Below are 17,226 nucleotides of genomic sequence, written 5' to 3' on the forward strand. Positions count from 1 at the left end.
CAAGGACGCGACAGGTGATGGCCGAGTTCGACATCAGGGCGGGAGAGCTCTGCCGGGAGTTCGCCCGGACCGCCTGTCCCGGCAGCCCGGAACCGGGACTGAGCGCCGCGATGACCGCACTGCGACGGTCAGCAGCGCCACAGGCGGCGCCTGGCCTGGCCCTGATCGACCGGATCCTCGCCGAGGACGAGTCTTCCGGTCGGGCCGCCGGAGTCAATGAACGATCGGCGCCCGCCATCGAGGATCCCATGTTCCGCATGCTCGAACGCTGCTGGGTCGCACTACCGGATTTCGTATCCGGACGCCGTACCGGTGTCGACCTCGTGTTCCCGCAGGGGGATCGCCGATTGTGGGCGGACCTGCAAGCGCATTCGCACCACATGAGTTCCTATGCGCGGCTGGCAGTGGAAGCCATGTTGCGGCTGGCACCGGCCGGAGCACGGATCCTGGAGCTCGGCGCGGGCAGCGGCGCCCTCACGGCCGAATACGTCCGCCGGGCCGAAAACGCCGCGCCGTCCAGATACGTGATGACCGACATCAGCCCCACCTTCCTTCGCGACGCACGCCGACGGTTCACTCCCGGGTGGATGGCGTATGCGCCGTTCGATTTCACCCGTCCGGCAGCGGAGCAGTCGCTGCCCCCCGGGAGGTTCGACATCGTGGCAGGCGCCAATGCGATGCACTGTGCGGCGGACGTCGAAGCGGCTCTCCTGCACAGCTGGAGCCTGGTCGCACCGGGCGGCTACCTGGTTCTCACGGAGGGAGCGCGTCCTGCGGACGGCCGCGTGTGGCGACCGGAGCTGATTTTCGCTCTGCTTCCCGGCTGGGGGCAGGTATCCCTCGGCCCGCACCGCGCCGACATCGGCTTCCTGCGCCCGGATGAGTGGTCTGCCTTGGTCGGCCGACTACCCGGGGCCACGTCCGTGACGCTTGCGATCGGCCACAGCACCTCGCAGATCATCGGCTCACTCGTGATCGCCCGCCGACATCCGTGAGCCGCGGCCGGCGGCCCGGACAGCGAACAGGAAGGAACGGAACTGTCGTGGAGGACTTCGACACTTCGGTGCAGATCCCGCAGACGGGGGGCAAGTACCGGGCACACAATCCGACCGAGGCGCGGGCCACCTACTGGTGGACCGAGGAGGACGGCGACCGGAGACGCCTGTGGAACGCCGGTCGCTCGCGGGGCTTGCAGAAGGCAGACAAGCGTCTCGGTGGCGCGCTGAGTGCCACGTTCGCTCAGCTGCTGCAAGACCGGGAGTCGCTCACGATCCTCGAGATCGGCACGGGATACGCGCACGTCCTTCTGGACCTCCGCATGATGGCTTCCGATCGCCTCGAACTGCACGGCATCAACGTGGAACCCGGTTACAACCAACAGTTGATCGAGGAGTTCGCCCGGGACCAAGGGCTGGACATCCCCGGCATCGCACCCCCCACCATCCACGTCCACGACGCTGACAACGGTGTGCCGTTCGCTGACGAGACGTTCGACCTGATCTTCAGCGTTGCGACGCTGCACTCGATCCGCGACAAGCTGCGTCTGCTGGAAGAGGTGTCGCGCACGCTCCGGCCGGAGGGTGTGGCGCTGATCGAATTCCCCACCGCGGTGAACGACATGGCCGGGCTCCCGGTTCCGGACCACTATCGTCAGCGTATGGAGATCTGGGATCGCGGCACGGCGGTGGACGTCTTCGATTGGCTGCAATCCCAACGAAGCGTGTCAGTGGGTCAGGCCGCGGACGACCGGTATGTGCGCATCGAGAAGTCCGGGCCGCTGAGCTTTCCCGCCGAACTCGTCGCCAGCTTCTCGTTACCCGGCATCTGGGAGAAGTGGTGGGGATGCCAGAGCATCTATCGGGTCGTGGAGACGGCGCCATGATCACGCCCGCGCGGGCGGGCCGGACGGAACTCGCCGACAGCTTCCGCCATCCCGGAGTCGCCGCGGCATACGTCTTCCGCCCACCGTATCCGGCGGAGGTCTTCGACCTGCTCACCTCACTGGCCGGCGAATCGGGACGGGTGCTCGACATCGGTGCCGGTGACGGAGAAATCGCCCGGCCGCTGGCCGAGCGCGTCGAACACGTCGACGCCGTGGAGATCTCCCCGGCGATGATCGCCGCCGGGAAGCAACGACCGGGTGGCGACCGAGAGAATCTCCGGTGGCTGGCGCAGGCTGCCGAGACGATGACCGTGACGGGCCCGTACTCCCTGGTCACCGCTGGCGCGAGCCTGCACTGGATGAACGGTCAGGTCACACTCCGTCGCCTCGCGCAAGTCTTGAGTCCACGTGGTGTGCTTGCCGTCGTGGACCAGAAGTACCACGATCTGCCCTGGGCTGCGGAACTCACACCGGTGATCGGCAGGTATTCCCGTAACCCGGCCTACAATCCTGGTTTCTCCGTCACCGACAGGTTGAGCGAACAGCATCTGCTGGATATCCGGGGTCAGCATCACACCGCCCCGATGGTCTTACGCCAATCCGTGCACGATTACGTCGAGCAGTTCTTCTCCACCGCCTCTCTGGCACGCGAGCTGATGACGGACGCAGAAGCGACACGATTCGCCGACGAGGTCACCGCGGTCGTCGACGGATACGCGGCTGCGGACGGCACACTCCTCGTGACAACTGTCGCCTCGGTCGTGTGGGGCAGCCCGTCGGGGCGGTGAGTCGGGGCGTACGGCGGCTCAGCCAGCGTTCCAATGCAGAGCCGCCAGCACCGACGTCAGGAACTCACGACCACGAGTTGCCAGCTCCTCGCGGCTGCCATCGTTGACGATGGTCCAGGCTGAGGCCTGCACCGCACCGTCGATGTCGATGGCGCGAAGCTTTTCCTCCTTGGCGGTGAGCGACGGTCCGTCATCCGGCCGGGCCCGGGTGACGAACCGCGCCCCTCGCAGACCTTCGTCGGCGGTGACATGCCAGGACTCGACCATCGCCTCCGGTACCTCCTCGCGGACGACGGCCAGGTCCGCAACGGCCTTGAAGCTGTCCACGAGAAGCACCTCGCCCGGGACGAAAGCCTCACGAAGCTCGGGGCCCAGGGAACGGAACACCGAGTCGGACTTGCCGAGCAGCCGAATCTTGTCAGCTGGGGAGAGTTCGTATGCCTCGGTCCCGAACTTGCGCCGGATCGACTCCCCCACGTCGAAGCATGCGATGCCCATCTCCCGCGCGATACCGACCAGCGTCGACTTACCCGCGCAGGGAAGCCCGGCGAGCCCGATGATCGCGCCACGGCGGCGCCTCAGCGGCAGCGCGACCGCGCGGTCGCGCCGACGCACGATCAGCCGCGCGGCGTGCAGCTCATCCGCGGCCGCGGAGACCTCCTCGAAGGGCCGGCCGGCCTGACGAGCCACCGCACGCAATGACGTGACCTCGTCGGTGAGCGCAAGCACCTCAGCCAAAGCGCCATCGAGCCGGATCGTCTCGTCGTTCCCATCGCGTCCCTCACGAACCTGCACGATCGGACCGGGCAGCATCGCGTAGTCGCAGGTGGACCGGTCGTGAGACTGCTGCCAATCCACCACCGCCCGGCCCAGTTCATCGACGGCCGCTTCGAGTTCCGGGTCGGTGACCTGACGCCTGGTCTGGAAGACACCGGTGATTCCCATCCGGTCCACATCCGGGTCCGGGTAGAGCAGCTCCGAGTACTCACTGGGAAGCAGTTCTATGCCGAACCTCTCCGACTCCTCCGCGTACGGGCTGAAGCGGTCCAGGCTGATCGGGCTGTAGTACGAGGGCGGCTGGAGGTGATGCAGGGCTGGCAGCAGTTCGGTCTGATCACGAAGATTGTCGGCGGTCTCCCCCACGGTACCGTGCAGAATGCCGTAGATGGCTTCCACGCCTGCTTCGGTCGTCAGCTTGATAGCACGAACCTGTGACAGGCCGGTCGCGCCCTTGCGCATGAGCCGCAAGATCGAGTCGTCGAAGCTTTCGATGCCGGGCTGGACCATCGTGACGCCACCGGCCACCAGCCGGTCGAGCAGCGCGCGGCTGAAGTTGCTCTTCATCTGGTAGTAGATGCGCAGTCCGGGAACCCGCTCTCGTACCCGGGCCAGGGCCGGCAGCAGCTCCTTGTCGGCATCGGCCGGGAGGATGTTGTCCGTTGCGCAGAACTGGTCCACCCCGTGCCGATCGCTCAGCAGCAGGAGTTCCTCGGCAACCCGAGCTGCCGGCTTACGCCGATAGATGACGTTTTCGCCATTGAGTCCGCAGAAGGAGCAGATCACCCGCTCACCCCACCAGCACCCCCGGCTGGATTCGAAGGGAAGCCAGAGGGCCTCGTCCAGGCCACTGGCCCGGAACTGGCTGACGAAGTCGGAGTAATCCGGCGGAGGCAGTGTCTCCAGTGCGTCCAAAGAGGCCGGGGCGTTGCTGCGGACCACGCCGTCCTCGCGGTACGCCACTCCCGGAACATCGCTCAGATCCTCCCGAGCCAGCATTTTACGTACCAGCGAGGTGATGGAGAGACCGATCTCGCCGGTCACCGCAACGTCGAAGTCCCGGAAGTTGCGGAGCAGCGCGGCGCCCATCGGACCGGCGCAGGCAGATCCCCCCACCAGAACCCGCACTTCCGGCAAGACGGCACGCAGCCGTCGAGCTACAGCAAGTGCCGGGACCGTCTGGCTCACCAAGAGGCTGAAGCCGACGATCGCCGGGCGCCGCCGGACTATCTCGTCCACCATCGCATCGAGGAACCGCGGCACCTCGACGCCGATCACATGCTCGGCTTGCTCGGCCTCCAGCCCGGTCTCCTGCTGCATCAGCGGGAAAGCACGCGACGCCCAGTCCTCACGCACGGAATCGCGCAGATCGAACGCCGCCGGCACGAAGAGGCCCTCGGCGGTCAACCGCGACGCCTGCAACCGCTGGTACAGACCCGGTCCGATCCGGCGGGCGAAATCGATGTTGCTGTACCTCGTCCCCACCCGGGCGCTGTCCCGGGTCAACGCCGATATCAGCGCGAGGCCGAGATTCGCCCGGCTGACCGCCTGCCAAGGCAGGCAGAGCCACAACACGTCGAGGGGCGGTTCGTCGCCGGGCCGTTCCCACGGGGCGCTCGCGCCCGAGCGCTCCGTCATGTCCGCTCCGCCCGGCGCACCTGCTGTACCACCTCGACGATCTGCCCGACTGTACGGAAGTTCGCGCTGGTGAACGTCGCCTCGTCGAACTCGATCCGGAACTCGTCCTCGATCAGCGCGACGAACTCCAGCACAGCGAGCGAGTCGATGCCGCACTGGGCCAGCGACGCACTGTCCGGGATGTCGGTCAACGTCTCGTCGCCAGTGAACTTGACGATGGCGGCGATGACGGCGGCACGCGTAGCCGCATGGCTCTCACTGGCAGGCATTCAAGCTCCTCGTCCAGCCGGAACAACCGGCGGCTTCCGATGGTCGGCAATGACTGGGCACACGACTGGGGTAAATCTCGCTTCTCCCCAGTCGTCGAACGCACGGCGCAACTCCCGTCGGCGAACCTTTCCGGTGCTGGTCCGCGGAATCGGCCGGTCGCCGTACAGGATCACTTTCGGCTGCCGCTCGAACGGCAGCTCCCGTACGGCAGCCTCGACGAGATCCCGGTGCGCCGGCTCCGAGTCCTCGAAGTACAGCCCGACCTCCTCGCCGGTCGCCGTATTGCCGAACCCGACCACCGCGAGGCGCCCGGCCACTCCACGCTCGGCCAGCTCACGCTCGACAGCGCTGGGGCTGACCTTCTCGCCGAGCCGGATGATGAGATCCTTGCGCCGGCCGGTGACGAAGAAGAACCTCTGCCCGGCCACCGTACGGGCGAAGCCCTCGTCGCCGGTCCGCAGCCAGCCGTCGGTGAGGGCCGCCCCTGTCGCTTCGGGATCCTTCCAGTACCCGGTCATGACATTGTCGCCCCGGACGACGATCTCACCCTCCTGCTCGTCGGCGGCGAAGGTGCCGTCGTCGCTCCGTATCTCTACCGAGCACCCGGGTATCGCCGTACCGATGGACGGCGGATTCGCGTCGAGTACCACCTCGGCGTAGGTCTCGGCCGAGATGTCCGCACCGATCGCCGTGGCGAAGTTGGTGCACTCGGAGAGCCCGTAACCTTGGTGGATCTCCAGACCGGTACGAGCGGTGAACTGGCGGGCGACGGTCTGCGGGAGCGGCGCAGCCGCGGAAACGACATACCGCAACGATCCGCCGGCCCGCAGCAGCTTCGGCCGCGACGCCAGGATTCGAAGCAACTCGGGAACGAGGCTCACCACGTGAACCCGGTACTGAAGGACCACCGTGGCGAACTCGATCGGCTGGAAGCCGTCCATTATCACCAGGTGTGCACCGTGCCCGAGCACGGCCGTGACGGAGAAGCCGAAGGCGTTCGCGTGGAACATCGGCAGCACGCAGAGATGCCGGTCACCGGGCCCGATCCGGTGCACGGCCTTCAGCGACGCCGCGTTGGCGACCAGGTTGGCGTGCGTGAGGACGATCCCCTTCGGACGCGCGGTGGAACCCGAGGAGGACAGGATCACGGCCGCGTCGTGCGGTGCGAGCCGGCGCATCGGTGCGTCCGCCACCGGTCCGCCGGTGCGCAGGGACAGCAGAGAAGCCGCCGGAATCCGCTCGGCGTCGGCTACCGCAGCCACCAGATCCGCGCTGCGCGCGTCACCGAGCAACAGGGCCGCCCCGAACCGCCGGGCCGACCAGCCCAGTGCTTCGGGGGTGTCCCGGGGATCCATCGGGACCACGACGGCACCGAGCGCCATGACGGCGAGGTCGGCCACGACGAGATCGATGCCGTTGTGACCGATTGTCGCGACCCGCTGGCCCGGCTGGACCTGGTGCCGGTCGCGGAGGATCGCGGCGGCCCGGAGTACGGCTGTCCCGAGTTCGGCGTAGGTCATCGTGTCGTCACCCGTCGCCGGTTCGCTCAGCGCCGGGCTGTCCCCGCGAGCCAGGAACAGCTTGACGACGTCCGCGAGAGTCGTCGGATCTGAAGTCATCCGGCCGCCCCCAGCAGGCGCCGGAGAAATCCGAGATGCTTCCCCCGGCTCGTCCAGATGTCCGGGCCCCACGTCACTTCCCAGGCGGTCAAGCGACCCAGGTGACGACGCGCGGCCGGGATCGCCTCGGCAACGCCCGGGTCGGCCTCGAGGGTGCTGCGGACGACGTCCCACCCCGAGCCTGCCGGTAAGGGCCGGGCGGACGTCTCCCGGGTGCGGTCCACCCGGGTGCGGACGACCGCCGAGATCGAGACCGGCTTCGCCATCACCTGTCCGGGAAACCGTCCGGCCCAGTCGTATCCGACGCGGGGGCGTCCCGGTAGGTACGGCTCGGCATCGGCGACACCGTCGAGTCCTGGAAGCAGCGCGGCCAGCTCCCGGTCCAGATGCATCTCGCGGAGCAGGCCGCTGAACAGCGGCGGATCACAGCGCATGTCCATCAGGGCGGTGTCGTCACCGGCCAGCCGGCCACCTTCGTCGAGCCAGCCCGCGGCCGTCGACGACTTCCCGTCGTGACGGTGACCCACGACGAGGACGGCGGTGTCGTCGCAGTCCACCAACAGGCCACCGTGCACAGCGATCAGTCCCAGATCTGCCCACACCACGTGCAGCGCCTTCGCGAAGCCGTAGTAGAAGAACCAGTTGGCGCCGCCGTCCAGGATGTCGGCCGGCAGCGTCCAGGTCCGGCGCCCCGCCTCGCCCGACATCGTCGCGGGCGCCCCGCCAGGGGCGACCGCACACGTCAGGGTCGCGTCCGGAGCCGCCGGGCGAGGTACCTCGTGATGGGCGAGGACCACTCGGGCCAGACCGATCACCGGCTCCGGGCCGTCGATCCGCACGAGCCGTCCAGCGAACGTCACCGTCGCCGAGATCATCGGCACTCCACACACTGCGGGATGTTCACGTCACCACTCCTCCTGCCCGAGTTTCTGATTCCACCGGCTGCGCGCCGGCCGGTGCGCCCGCAACGAGAAGAGCTGCCGCTCGAAGGTGTCCTCACCCGGCACTTCACGAGATCCCTCACGCAGGTGGGGTGTCATGGCTTCGACCGGCATCGGATAGCGCGTGCACCACTCGGCCAGCACCTCGTCCGGAAACACCCGGGCGGTGTAGTGGAAGGCGAATGCGCACACGGGTGCCAGCCCCGCCTCCTGTACCGTAGCGGCGAACCGCTCCCGGTCGAGTTCTGCTCCCGCCAGATGCAGATAGCCCAGGAGGTCACAGAATTTGATCAGCTGCCAGTTGTCGTTGACATCGGCGTAGACCAGCGAGATGCCCTCGCGATAGATGTGGGTGCACAGGTTCAGCAGCATGTGTTCCGGCCGTGGCACGCGCAGGCGAGATCCGGGCTTGTCGAGCGCCTCGGCGGCGACCGCGGCCAGACCGAAGGCGTACTCGTCCTCCGTGTCGAAGAAGTCGAATCCGACCTGCACTTTGTGGTACGGAGTGAGGACGGATCCGGTTGCCTTGTAGAACGGTGGCAGGGTGTGGTTGTAGAACAACCACATCCGTTCGGCCTTGCGCCCGAGTGGCTCCAGCAGGCCGGAGGCGACGTCCAGCACGCCGTGCCGGTAACCGGCGGCGAAGAAGTGCTGACGCACCTGCGGCGCGATCGCACGATCCATCGCCAGGTCGATGTCGTGCAGCATGCGGTTGGCCGGCTGATAGAGCGAGCCGATCAGCGCGCCGCCCTTGAGCACCACCAGTTCCAGTCCGGCGGTGCGCCACTCGTCCGCCTGCGTCTCCAGCATGTCGAGGAACAACTGGGTGCGCTCCCGGTTGGCCACGTACAGCTGGGACAGGTAGTGAGCCCAGAGCTTGCTGAGACCGCCGGTGCGCATGGCGGCGCGGATCAGGTCCAGCCGGGACAGCGTGTCCCAGAACAGCGGCAGGACCTTGTGCTTGGCGACCAGCGGCACGATCCGATTCCAGTCCAGCGGGGCCGAGAGCATCTTCTCGACCTCGGCGGCCCGGTCTGCGTCAGGACCGGGCCGGCAGACCCGGAGAATCAACGACTCCTCCGGTGTGAACGCGGCGTCCGGCATCATCGGGCATCCCGCGCCACGGAGCGGTCGGCGGTCACGTCGACGACCTCGGCGGCATAGGAGAGCAGGCCGAAGTACCACTTCCCGTCCGGGTAGTCGCGTAGCCCACGCGGCCACCGAACTCGATACGTCCGGGGCGAACGTTCCGGCACGAGAGTCTTCCCCAGCCGTACGGACACCACGTCGTACTCCACGTCCACCAACTCCTCGTGAAATCCGCTACCGGACAGCAGGACCGGGAAGGTCAATGCGTCGAACTCGAATGCCACTCGTGCCACAGCCGCCTGGTCCGCGGGCAGACTCACGTGAAAGGTCTCCTCGGTGTACTGGCGCAGCATGTCGACGAAGCCGTCCCGGTCGTCGCGGATCGCCGCCCAGACCTCGCCCAGCGACAGGCGGTGGGTGGCCATCGGAATGCGGTAGAAACGAGCGAATCGCTTGGCCGTCGCGTCCGGGCTGTGCCGGATCCAGCCGCCGAGTGCCTCGGTGGTGCTCGCCAGGGAGACCCCGAGCTCTTTCATGACCCGCGGGTAGACCCGGTAGAAGCCGCTGGCCACCCGGAGGATGTTGTTGGAGATGATGAATCGCATGCCGTCCAGGAACTCCGAGCGCGACATCAGGGGGTGCTCGACGCAGTAGGCGTAGTCGGTGTCGACTTCCGCTTTCTCGGTGACGAGCCCGTACTCCTGCTTTCGCCTGGAGAACTCGGTGTTCGGCAGCAGATAGTGCGGATAGACGCTGAGCGCGTCGGTGTGCGGCGCCAGCACCTCGAACGACTCGAGGAACTCGGCGTACGACTCGCCCGGCAGACCCCAGATCAGCTCGCCGCGCGGCACCACGCCGTGACGCCGGCAGATCGCGGCCAGCTCCTCGATGCGGTTGATCTTCATGTTCTTGCGATGGGCCAAGCGCAGCGCCTCCGGGGTGGCGCTCTGCAATGCCAGGGTGTAGGTGCTGTGGATGCCGGCGTTGTTCAGTTTCGCGCACAGCGACACGACACGCTCGTTCGCGTTCTTGGCCCAGTTGGTGTGCATGGTGCGCGGGAAGCCGAACTCCGCTCGTAACTCGACCATGTAGTCGACCAGTTCGCGGTCACGGTCGAACATGCCGAAATTGGCATCGCAGATGTACCAGGAGTCGACCTGGCGTTCGGCCAGATAGCGCATCTCCGCCTTCACCCGCTCGGTCGGAAAATGCTGCACCCGCGCGCCGATCGCCTCACCCCAGTAGCAGAACGAACAGGAGTAGGGGCACCCACGGTTGGTCTCGAGCAGGGCGGTGCAATCCTGGCGCAACAGCGCGTCGAGAGAGCCGTTCAGGTACGGCGAGGGAATCTGGCTGAGGTCTGTCGCGCGTGGCCGCTCAGCTCCCTGGACAACCGTGCCGTCCTCCTTGCGTACCGTCGCTCCGGGTATTCCGGCGAGATCGTCCACCCGGCCGGTTCGCCGCCAGCTGCGCAACAGCTCCCGGAACAGGAACTCACCCTCGCCGTCGGCGACGACGTCGACGAACGGGCGCTCGCGCAGCAGTGCGATACCGCCATTGGAGACGTGGTTCCCGCCGTAGATCACCAGAACATCGGGGTTCTTCTCGGCCACTCGAGCGGCGATGGCGTCGGCATGCGCGAGGCTCCAGCCCTGACAGGACAGACCGAGCACGTCCGGGGCGCCGTCGACGAAGATCGCGCTGACCACGTCGTCCACCGACTCGCTCATGTGGCCCAGGTGCAGCCGGTGCTGGACGTGCGTACTCAGCTCCGGGTCTGCCTGCACGATGGCCGCGAGGTAGGCCACCGCGATCGGGACGTAGCCTCGTTGGCCCGGTGGCTCGACTAGGGCGACCTTCATGGCAACCTCCTCATGCGCTCTGCACAGCCGTCCAGGTCGTCGGGTGTCAGCGTGCGGCGCTGCGCGATGGTGATCCCGCCCGCCAGGATCGCGACGCGATGGTCTTCGTCGAGATCCGGGTAGAAGGCCGGTGACGCCACCGCGGCCACCCGCATCGCGGTGTGCACCGGCAGCACCGTCGACGCGTCCTGATCTCCGGTCCCGGCCAGATACTCGTTCAGGAACGTCTGTCCGAGCCCGGTGCCCGGAACGCCGAGGGCCAGGTAGTTGACGAGCAGAGCCCCGATGTCCACCATCGGCTCGTCGCGCTCGGTCCGGCCCCGGTCGATGACGTGCAGCTCGTCCGCGGCGGTGAAGAGGATGTTTCCCGGATGGAAGTCACCGTGCACCTGGGCGACCGGGCGAACCACCGACTGCAACTCGATGACGCGCTCGAAGATCACCGACTGAAGGCGGTCCAGCAACGTCCGATGGCGCTGGCGGAACTCGGGCGGATACAGCCCGATCACGCTCATGATGCCTTCGGCGCCTCCCACCAGTTCCCGGAGGCCGCGCAGATGGGCCACACGATCCACGTGCCGGTCCCGGTGTATCTCGGCCAGGTAGCGGGCCAGGTCGGCGGCACGCCGGTGGTCATGCTCGGTCACGGACCGTCCGCCGCGGATATCGGTCAAGTCGTTCGCGTACGGCACACCGTCCACGAACTCCTCGATCACCGCGATACGCGCCGTGCCGGACAACCGCCGCCAGTGCCCGGCATCGTCGATCACCGCCGTCGCCAGGACGCGGGGATGCCGGGGCAGCCCGGACACCCGCGAGTACCAGAGCAGTTGCCGTGCGGCGTCCTCCGGCTGCTGGAACGGGCCCTGCCGGCCCCCGCCACGCACGATCACCCTTCTGGTCTCACCGTCCTGGCGGATCTCGGCCAGCTCGACCTGACTGAACGAGCCGACACGGCCGGGTGTGGTCACCTCACTGATGGAGACGACAGCGGCCGGACCGTAGAACTCCTCGAGCAGGGCGTGTGCCGTCGTCATGCCGGGAGCCCTCTCGCGATCAACCAGCGCAGCACCGGCTGGAAGATCAGCCGGCGCACGTCCGGCCCGAACAGCACGTCGAGGTGGCCATACCCAGGCACCTCGCAGATCTCCGCGTTCGGGTCGGCCGTCACGGCGGTGTGCCGGTCACGCGCACGACGATGGGTGCCGCTCTCTGTGCCGAAAGCGGCGAAGACCGGTATGCCACTGCGCTGGATGCCAGCGACACTCCGTTGCGGCCACTCGGCCGGCCCGGCCAGCGCCAGCAACCGTGCCTGCCGGCTCTGCAGTGCCGACCACGTGTCCCGGAGGCCCGTCAGATAGGCGGCCGCCACCTTCACCGTGCCCGGATCGGTGCCCGGCGCCACCATGCAGCCGTCCCCGCTGCCGGACGCCACCGCCAGCACTCGGGCAAGGGACCGTACGGCACCTGAGTCACCGGCCAGCACATCGGCGGCAAGCGACCGGAGGACGGACGGACGGGCCGACACGGTCTCCCATCGCTGGGCACGCTCGTCAACGAGTTCGGCCGCCACCCGGCCGATGGTCTCCGGGGCACCACGGCACGGCGAGATGACGCCACCGTCGAGCGCGACGATGCCGGCCACCCGGTGAGGCCAGAGTATGGCGGCCAGGTAACACAGGAAGCCGCCCATGCTGTGGCCGATCAGCACGATCCGGCGATCCCCGAGGCCGCCCAGCGCCGACGCGAGCTGCACAAGGAGCTGCCCCGTGCCTGCCGGAGTGTCTGTCGGGTGCTCGACCGAGCCGACCTCGACACCCTGTGCGGCCAGGTAGAGGCGGATGTCCCGGTCCGGATCGTCGGTGTACCCGAGCGCGGTGGCGAAACGTCCGGGCACGAAGAGGCACCGTGGCGCGGTTGTCTCCGGCGCTCCTGGGGGCCGGGCGTGCCGCTGTACCGACACGCCGGGTACCGAGCCGGTCCGCGCCCATTCCAGTTCCCGCCCGATGTCGACCAGTGCTCGCGCGATCGCCGGGCCGCGAGCGACCACCGGCGTGCCCGCGGTTGACGTCATGCCGGCACCGGGAATGGCGCCTCGCGCATCGAGAGACGGCCCCAGCGGTCCTCACCGCGTACCAGAACAGCGCGGAACGGATGCCACCTCCACCCCGGCGGGCGCGGTTGATCGACGAACTTCTCCGCCTCACTGACCGAGGGGGAGACGAACCCGAGCTGCACCCCGCACCGGCGGCGCCCTGATCGGTTGGGGCGGCTGGAGTGGAACAGGGCGGCGTCGTGGAACGACACCGTGCCGGCCTGTTGCTCGATCGGCACGGCCTTCGCCTCATCGATCAGCTCAGCGGGGATGACCTGATTGGCCCGGAGAACGTTGCCTGCCGGGGCGGACAGCTCATGCCGCACCACCCCGTGCCGATGCGATCCCGGGATGACTTCCAGACACCCGGCCTCCATGGTGCTGTCGTCCAGAGCCACCCACCCGACCACGGCGGTCGGTGGCTCGATGCCGTAGTAGGCGACGTCCTGGTGCCAGGCGAAATACGCGTCCTCGTGCTTGGTGCCGTCCTTGCATAGGAAGCGGACATTCGTCAGTGCGAGGTCCGGCCCCAGGAGCTGTTCCATCAGATCGAGCAGTCTCGGGTTGGTGGCGATCTCCCACGCGAAGCGGTGCTGGAAGTGGATGTTCTGGAAACCGAAACCGGCTCGTTCCGGGTCGGCGGCGGCAAGGCGCTCGTACTCGGCCAGACTGCGATCGACGAAGTCGCGGTCCATCACCGGAATACCCGGCGTGTAACCCTGCTCCCGGTAGAACTGCACGTCCACTGATCAGCTCCCCATGATGAGATTCGGTTGTGCCGTAGCCTGCTCGTCGTCACGCCCATCCGTTATGGACCGAAGCACGTCGGCGATCATGACCGCCTGTTCGGGCGGGGCGGCGGTGATCCGCACGAGGTCTCCCGGCAGGACCGCGATGGCGATTCCGGCACTGTCCGCGCGGCGGCGCACCTCATCGGCGGACATCCCGGCGGGGGTACGGCCCACCACGAAGTTCGCCGTCGTGGGCACCGTCTCGAACCCGCTCTCGCGCAGTGCCGCCGTGACGAGTCGTGTCCCCTCGGCGAGCGCGGCGGTGTAGGCGTCACGTGTGCCGGGATGGGTGAGCGCCCAGCGGGCCAGAGCGAGCGTCGGCCCGCTGACCTCGTTGCGCATCCGGACCCGCCTCAGCATCGCCGAGACGTCCGCCGAAGCTGTCGCATATCCGCAGCGGATGCCCGCCATACCCCAGGCTTTCGAGAAACTGCGCAACACCGCGAGCTGCGGATGGCGGCCGATGCGGTCGTGCATCGCCGGAGCACCGAAGTGGTGATAGGCCTCGTCGACGACGAGCAGGCCGCCGCTCCCGGAGAGCCGCTCCAGCACCGACCGCACGAGGCTGTCCGGCAGCGGCCGGCCCAGCCCGTCCGGGTTGCCCAACAGGACCAGCCGCGTGTCGTCGCTGACGGCAGTGAGTACGGCCTCGGGGACCAACTGGAGGTCCGCGTAGGAAACGGCGCGCAGCTGCGCCTGGTGGGCATCGGCCTCCCGGAAGTATCCGTGATAGGACGGATGCAGGCACACCACCGCGTCGTCCGGGTCGATCATCAGGTCGAAGACCGCGCGTACCGCCGACTCGGCGCCGGCGAAGACGGTGAGTTCGCTCCGATCCCACCCTGTGCACTCGGCCAGCAGTTCGACGGTGCTGCCCTCGTCCGGGTATCGGACGATGTCCTCCGGCCGGATCGCCACCGTCATGCCGGTGTGTTCATCGTCCGAAAAGGATATGGTCCGCTCGTTGCGATGCAGCCTCAGCCGGGCCTCGACGGACTCGGCGCGCTGTGGACGGACGTTCCCCTTGCCGGTGAGATGCGGTCTCGGCCTCAGCATCGGCCCTGCCCGCCGCCCGTCAGTACGATCGGTCCGGTCCGCCCGAACCCGCCACGAAAGCGAGTCACCCCATGACCCGGGTCTTGGCAACCGTGAAGCCAGGTTCCTCCCCCGCCGACGACGAGGCCAAGCTGACCGGGCTGCTCGACCGCGGCGTGACGGCGATCCGCGTCAACCTCGGCCGTCGTGACCCGGCGGAGAACCTCGCGTTGCTGCGGCGGGCCGGCGATCGGCCGACGCGGCCACCCGTGCTCTTCGCCGACCTCCCCGGGATCAAGGGCCGCATCGGTGACGTCGATCCCTCGCCGCTCCCGGTACGCCCCGGATCTGTGCTCGAGTTCGGTTGGCCGGGTCCGGCCGGCCACCGGCGGATTCGTCTGGAGATGCCGGAGGGCGTCGCCCCTCCGGCCGTCGGTGACGTCCTGGTGCTCGACGACGGCCGGGTGCGGATGCGGGTGGACGGGGTGGATGCTGTGGGGCTGCGATGCCGGGTCCTCCAGGGGGAGGGCATTCCCCGTAACACCGGCGTGGTGGTCGCCGCGCCGGGCGGGCCGCAGGGTGTGCTCACGATCCGCGACCGCCGGCTGGCCTCCCTCGTCGGCGCGCACGTGGACTATCTGTGCCTGTCGTTCACCGACTCCGTCGAGATGGCCGGCCCGTTGCCGTCGCGGCGTGGTGTGATCGCCAAGATCGAGACTCCGCGCGGCGTCGAGGCGCTCGATGCGATCGCGCCGGCCTGTGACGGTGTCATGCTGGCCCGGGGCGACCTCGCCGCGTTCCTCGACGAGGACGACATGTACCGAGTCGCCACCCGGATGACCGCGGTGGCACGTGACTCCGGCACGATCGTCGTGTTCGCCTCGAACTTCTTCCGCGGCCTGCTCACCTCGCCGTATCGGCTCACCGACGCGGAGCAACGTGCCCTCGACTGGGTGGCGAAGCTGAGGCCGGACTATCTGATGCTCAACGAGACCGGCTTCAGCCCCCGCTGGGCGGAAATCACCGAGGCCGCGGTTTCCTTCTGCCAGGGCTGGGATTGACCCGCATTGGTCGGCTGAGTCGGAGCGGGAACTCATGCGTCCTCCTCCGATCGCATCCGCCCGAGCTCGGTGAGCAGCTCATCGTGCAGATGCATCCAGACATGGTGGTACGACTCCGCCGCCGTGCCGGTGAGCATCGTGATGTCACCGGCACGGGTGGCACGCAAGGCCGCGTCCAGATGAAGGCCGTAGTCCCGCCAGCGCGGCACGAGACCGGACGCTTCGGCCAGCCATGCCAGCGCTCGGTCGTGCACCCCTGCCAAGCGGGACAGCACCTGGAAGTCGTAGGCCGCATCGGAATGGTCGTTGACCCGCATCGGAAACGTGGCGGTGTCCCGGACCTGCCATCGCGTGCATATCTCCTTCACCTCGATGTTGAGCGCGGCGAAGGTCGCATATCCGGCTTCGAGTCGAGAGCGCGCCTCACCGGTCAGCACGCCGCCTCCGGCCCGTTCCACCGGCGATACTTCTCGTCGGCACCGGCGGCCGCCAATCGAGCCCGGGTGGCCAGCCACATCCGTGCCCACTCCGCCGGATCATCGACCACACTGTGCGGATCGCTGGCGCTGTGCGCCACGAAGCTGGGGAACTGCGGCCGGCCGGTGGGGGTTCCGACGGGCTGGTAGCGGAAGTCGAAACTCCAGCGCAGCCCATCGCTCTCATTGACCCGGGACTGATGAATGAGCCGCCGATGCATCAAGATGACCGATCCGCTGCTCACCTCCAGGTCCACCGGTTCGCCCGGGAGGAGATCCTCGGGAATGGACAGATTGCGCCCAGCGGCTCCGCGGGAACAGTGCTGCATCAACGCGTCATGGCTGCGTGGCACGACCATCAGGCAACCGTTTCCCACGGTGGCGTCGGACACGGCGACCCAGACCGTGATGACCTCGGTGTCGTCGGCGTCCGGCAGGCCCGCCGCCTGGTCCTGGTGCCAAGTGGCCCGCGCGCTCAGCGACGTTCGGTTCTTGGCCGAGAGCAGGCGCTCGGGCAGCTTGATCCGATTGTGCTGGATAGGGCTGGCCGACACCTCCGGCCCGATCAGCTCACTCACCACCGCGAGGATCGCCGGATGGGTCAAGAGCCGAAAGACCGCGGGGCCGAGGTGGATCGGATCGTCCGGCCGGATCGTGCCGAACCGCAGGCTGATGTCGAAGGGCTTGTAGTACGGCACGTCTCCGTCGGCCACGATGCGTGCCAGACGGCTCTCGAACGGCAGGCCGGCGTACGTGTCGCCGATCCGGCCTTCGCCACGCCACTTCTCGGCCAGATCGTCCAGCAGTTGCTCGTACTCGTCGCGAACCGGTCTCAGGTCGGCCTGTGTGAGCAGACCGGGAACGACGATGTAGCCCTGTTCCTGGAACTCCGCCGTGCGCAT

At 68.0% G+C, this 17,226-nt stretch carries 16 protein-coding genes; 4 read left to right on the top strand and 12 right to left on the bottom strand.

All coding sequences use genetic code 11. The features are described from left to right. Positions 1-17: 17 nt before the first annotated feature. The 3 genes from Aco03nite_RS48735 to Aco03nite_RS48745 are packed head-to-tail and all read left to right on the top strand — an operon-like array spanning position 18 to position 2,670. A complete protein-coding gene (locus Aco03nite_RS48735) occupies positions 18-995 on the top strand; it encodes a class I SAM-dependent methyltransferase (protein ID WP_203809349.1) in 978 nt (325 codons plus the stop codon). A gap of 47 nt (positions 996-1,042) precedes the next feature. Next, a complete protein-coding gene (locus Aco03nite_RS48740) occupies positions 1,043-1,882 on the top strand; it encodes a class I SAM-dependent methyltransferase (RefSeq protein ID WP_203809351.1) in 840 nt (279 codons plus the stop codon). Then, entirely contained in the window at positions 1,879-2,670 is a 792-nt protein-coding gene (locus tag Aco03nite_RS48745; RefSeq protein WP_203809354.1) for a class I SAM-dependent methyltransferase, read from the top strand. The genes Aco03nite_RS48740 and Aco03nite_RS48745 overlap by 4 nt, the downstream gene beginning before the upstream one ends. An 18-nt stretch (positions 2,671-2,688) precedes the next feature. Here Aco03nite_RS48745 and Aco03nite_RS48750 read toward each other — a convergent pair whose 3' ends face one another. The 10 genes from Aco03nite_RS48750 to Aco03nite_RS48795 are packed head-to-tail and all read right to left on the bottom strand — an operon-like array spanning position 2,689 to position 14,676. After that, complete coding sequence (locus Aco03nite_RS48750; protein ID WP_203809356.1) at positions 2,689-5,085, bottom strand: RiPP maturation radical SAM C-methyltransferase; 2,397 nt, start codon at positions 5,083-5,085, stop codon at positions 2,689-2,691. Then, positions 5,082-5,354: an acyl carrier protein gene (locus Aco03nite_RS48755; protein WP_203809358.1), complete on the bottom strand. Its 273-nt coding sequence runs from the start codon at positions 5,352-5,354 to the stop codon at positions 5,082-5,084. Before Aco03nite_RS48755 ends, Aco03nite_RS48750 begins: the two co-directional genes overlap by 4 nt. Then, a complete protein-coding gene (locus tag Aco03nite_RS48760) occupies positions 5,355-6,974 on the bottom strand; it encodes a class I adenylate-forming enzyme family protein (protein ID WP_203809360.1) in 1,620 nt (539 codons plus the stop codon). Continuing rightward, positions 6,971-7,849, bottom strand: a complete 879-nt coding sequence (locus Aco03nite_RS48765) for a hypothetical protein (RefSeq protein WP_203809361.1) — start codon at positions 7,847-7,849, stop codon at positions 6,971-6,973. Before Aco03nite_RS48765 ends, Aco03nite_RS48760 begins: the two co-directional genes overlap by 4 nt. A gap of 30 nt (positions 7,850-7,879) precedes the next feature. Continuing rightward, positions 7,880-9,022, bottom strand: a complete 1,143-nt coding sequence (locus tag Aco03nite_RS48770) for a nucleotidyltransferase family protein (RefSeq protein ID WP_203809363.1) — start codon at positions 9,020-9,022, stop codon at positions 7,880-7,882. Then, on the bottom strand, positions 9,019-10,866 hold the full coding sequence (locus tag Aco03nite_RS48775) for a B12-binding domain-containing radical SAM protein (RefSeq protein ID WP_203809365.1): 1,848 nt from the start codon (positions 10,864-10,866) through the stop codon (positions 9,019-9,021). Before Aco03nite_RS48775 ends, Aco03nite_RS48770 begins: the two co-directional genes overlap by 4 nt. Next, positions 10,863-11,903: a phosphotransferase family protein gene (locus Aco03nite_RS48780; protein WP_203809366.1), complete on the bottom strand. Its 1,041-nt coding sequence runs from the start codon at positions 11,901-11,903 to the stop codon at positions 10,863-10,865. Before Aco03nite_RS48780 ends, Aco03nite_RS48775 begins: the two co-directional genes overlap by 4 nt. After that, positions 11,900-12,940, bottom strand: coding sequence for a lipase family alpha/beta hydrolase (locus tag Aco03nite_RS48785; protein ID WP_203809368.1), 1,041 nt, complete (start codon positions 12,938-12,940; stop codon positions 11,900-11,902). The genes Aco03nite_RS48780 and Aco03nite_RS48785 overlap by 4 nt, the downstream gene beginning before the upstream one ends. Then, a complete protein-coding gene (locus tag Aco03nite_RS48790; RefSeq protein WP_203809370.1) occupies positions 12,937-13,707 on the bottom strand; it encodes a phytanoyl-CoA dioxygenase family protein in 771 nt (256 codons plus the stop codon). Before Aco03nite_RS48790 ends, Aco03nite_RS48785 begins: the two co-directional genes overlap by 4 nt. Positions 13,708-13,710: 3 nt before the next feature. Then, complete coding sequence (locus Aco03nite_RS48795; protein WP_203809372.1) at positions 13,711-14,676, bottom strand: aminotransferase class I/II-fold pyridoxal phosphate-dependent enzyme; 966 nt, start codon at positions 14,674-14,676, stop codon at positions 13,711-13,713. A 203-nt stretch (positions 14,677-14,879) separates the two neighbouring features. Here Aco03nite_RS48795 and Aco03nite_RS48800 point away from each other — a divergent pair, with 203 nt between their 5' ends. Beyond that, positions 14,880-15,848 carry a pyruvate kinase gene (locus tag Aco03nite_RS48800; protein ID WP_203809374.1) on the top strand — a complete coding sequence of 323 codons (969 nt, stop codon included), beginning with the start codon at positions 14,880-14,882 and terminating at the stop codon, positions 15,846-15,848. Positions 15,849-15,880: 32 nt separating this feature from the next. On the opposite strand, the gene Aco03nite_RS48805 is transcribed toward Aco03nite_RS48800, so the two are convergent. After that, the gene (locus Aco03nite_RS48805) at positions 15,881-16,285 is read right to left on the bottom strand and encodes a hypothetical protein (protein ID WP_203809377.1); all 405 of its coding nucleotides are present in this window, start codon (positions 16,283-16,285) and stop codon (positions 15,881-15,883) included. After that, positions 16,279-17,226, bottom strand: coding sequence for a phytanoyl-CoA dioxygenase family protein (locus tag Aco03nite_RS48810; RefSeq protein WP_203809379.1), 948 nt, complete (start codon positions 17,224-17,226; stop codon positions 16,279-16,281). The genes Aco03nite_RS48805 and Aco03nite_RS48810 overlap by 7 nt, the downstream gene beginning before the upstream one ends.

It is taken from the genome of Actinoplanes couchii (genome assembly GCF_016862075.1).
Classification (GTDB): Bacteria; Actinomycetota; Actinomycetes; order Mycobacteriales; family Micromonosporaceae; genus Actinoplanes; species Actinoplanes couchii.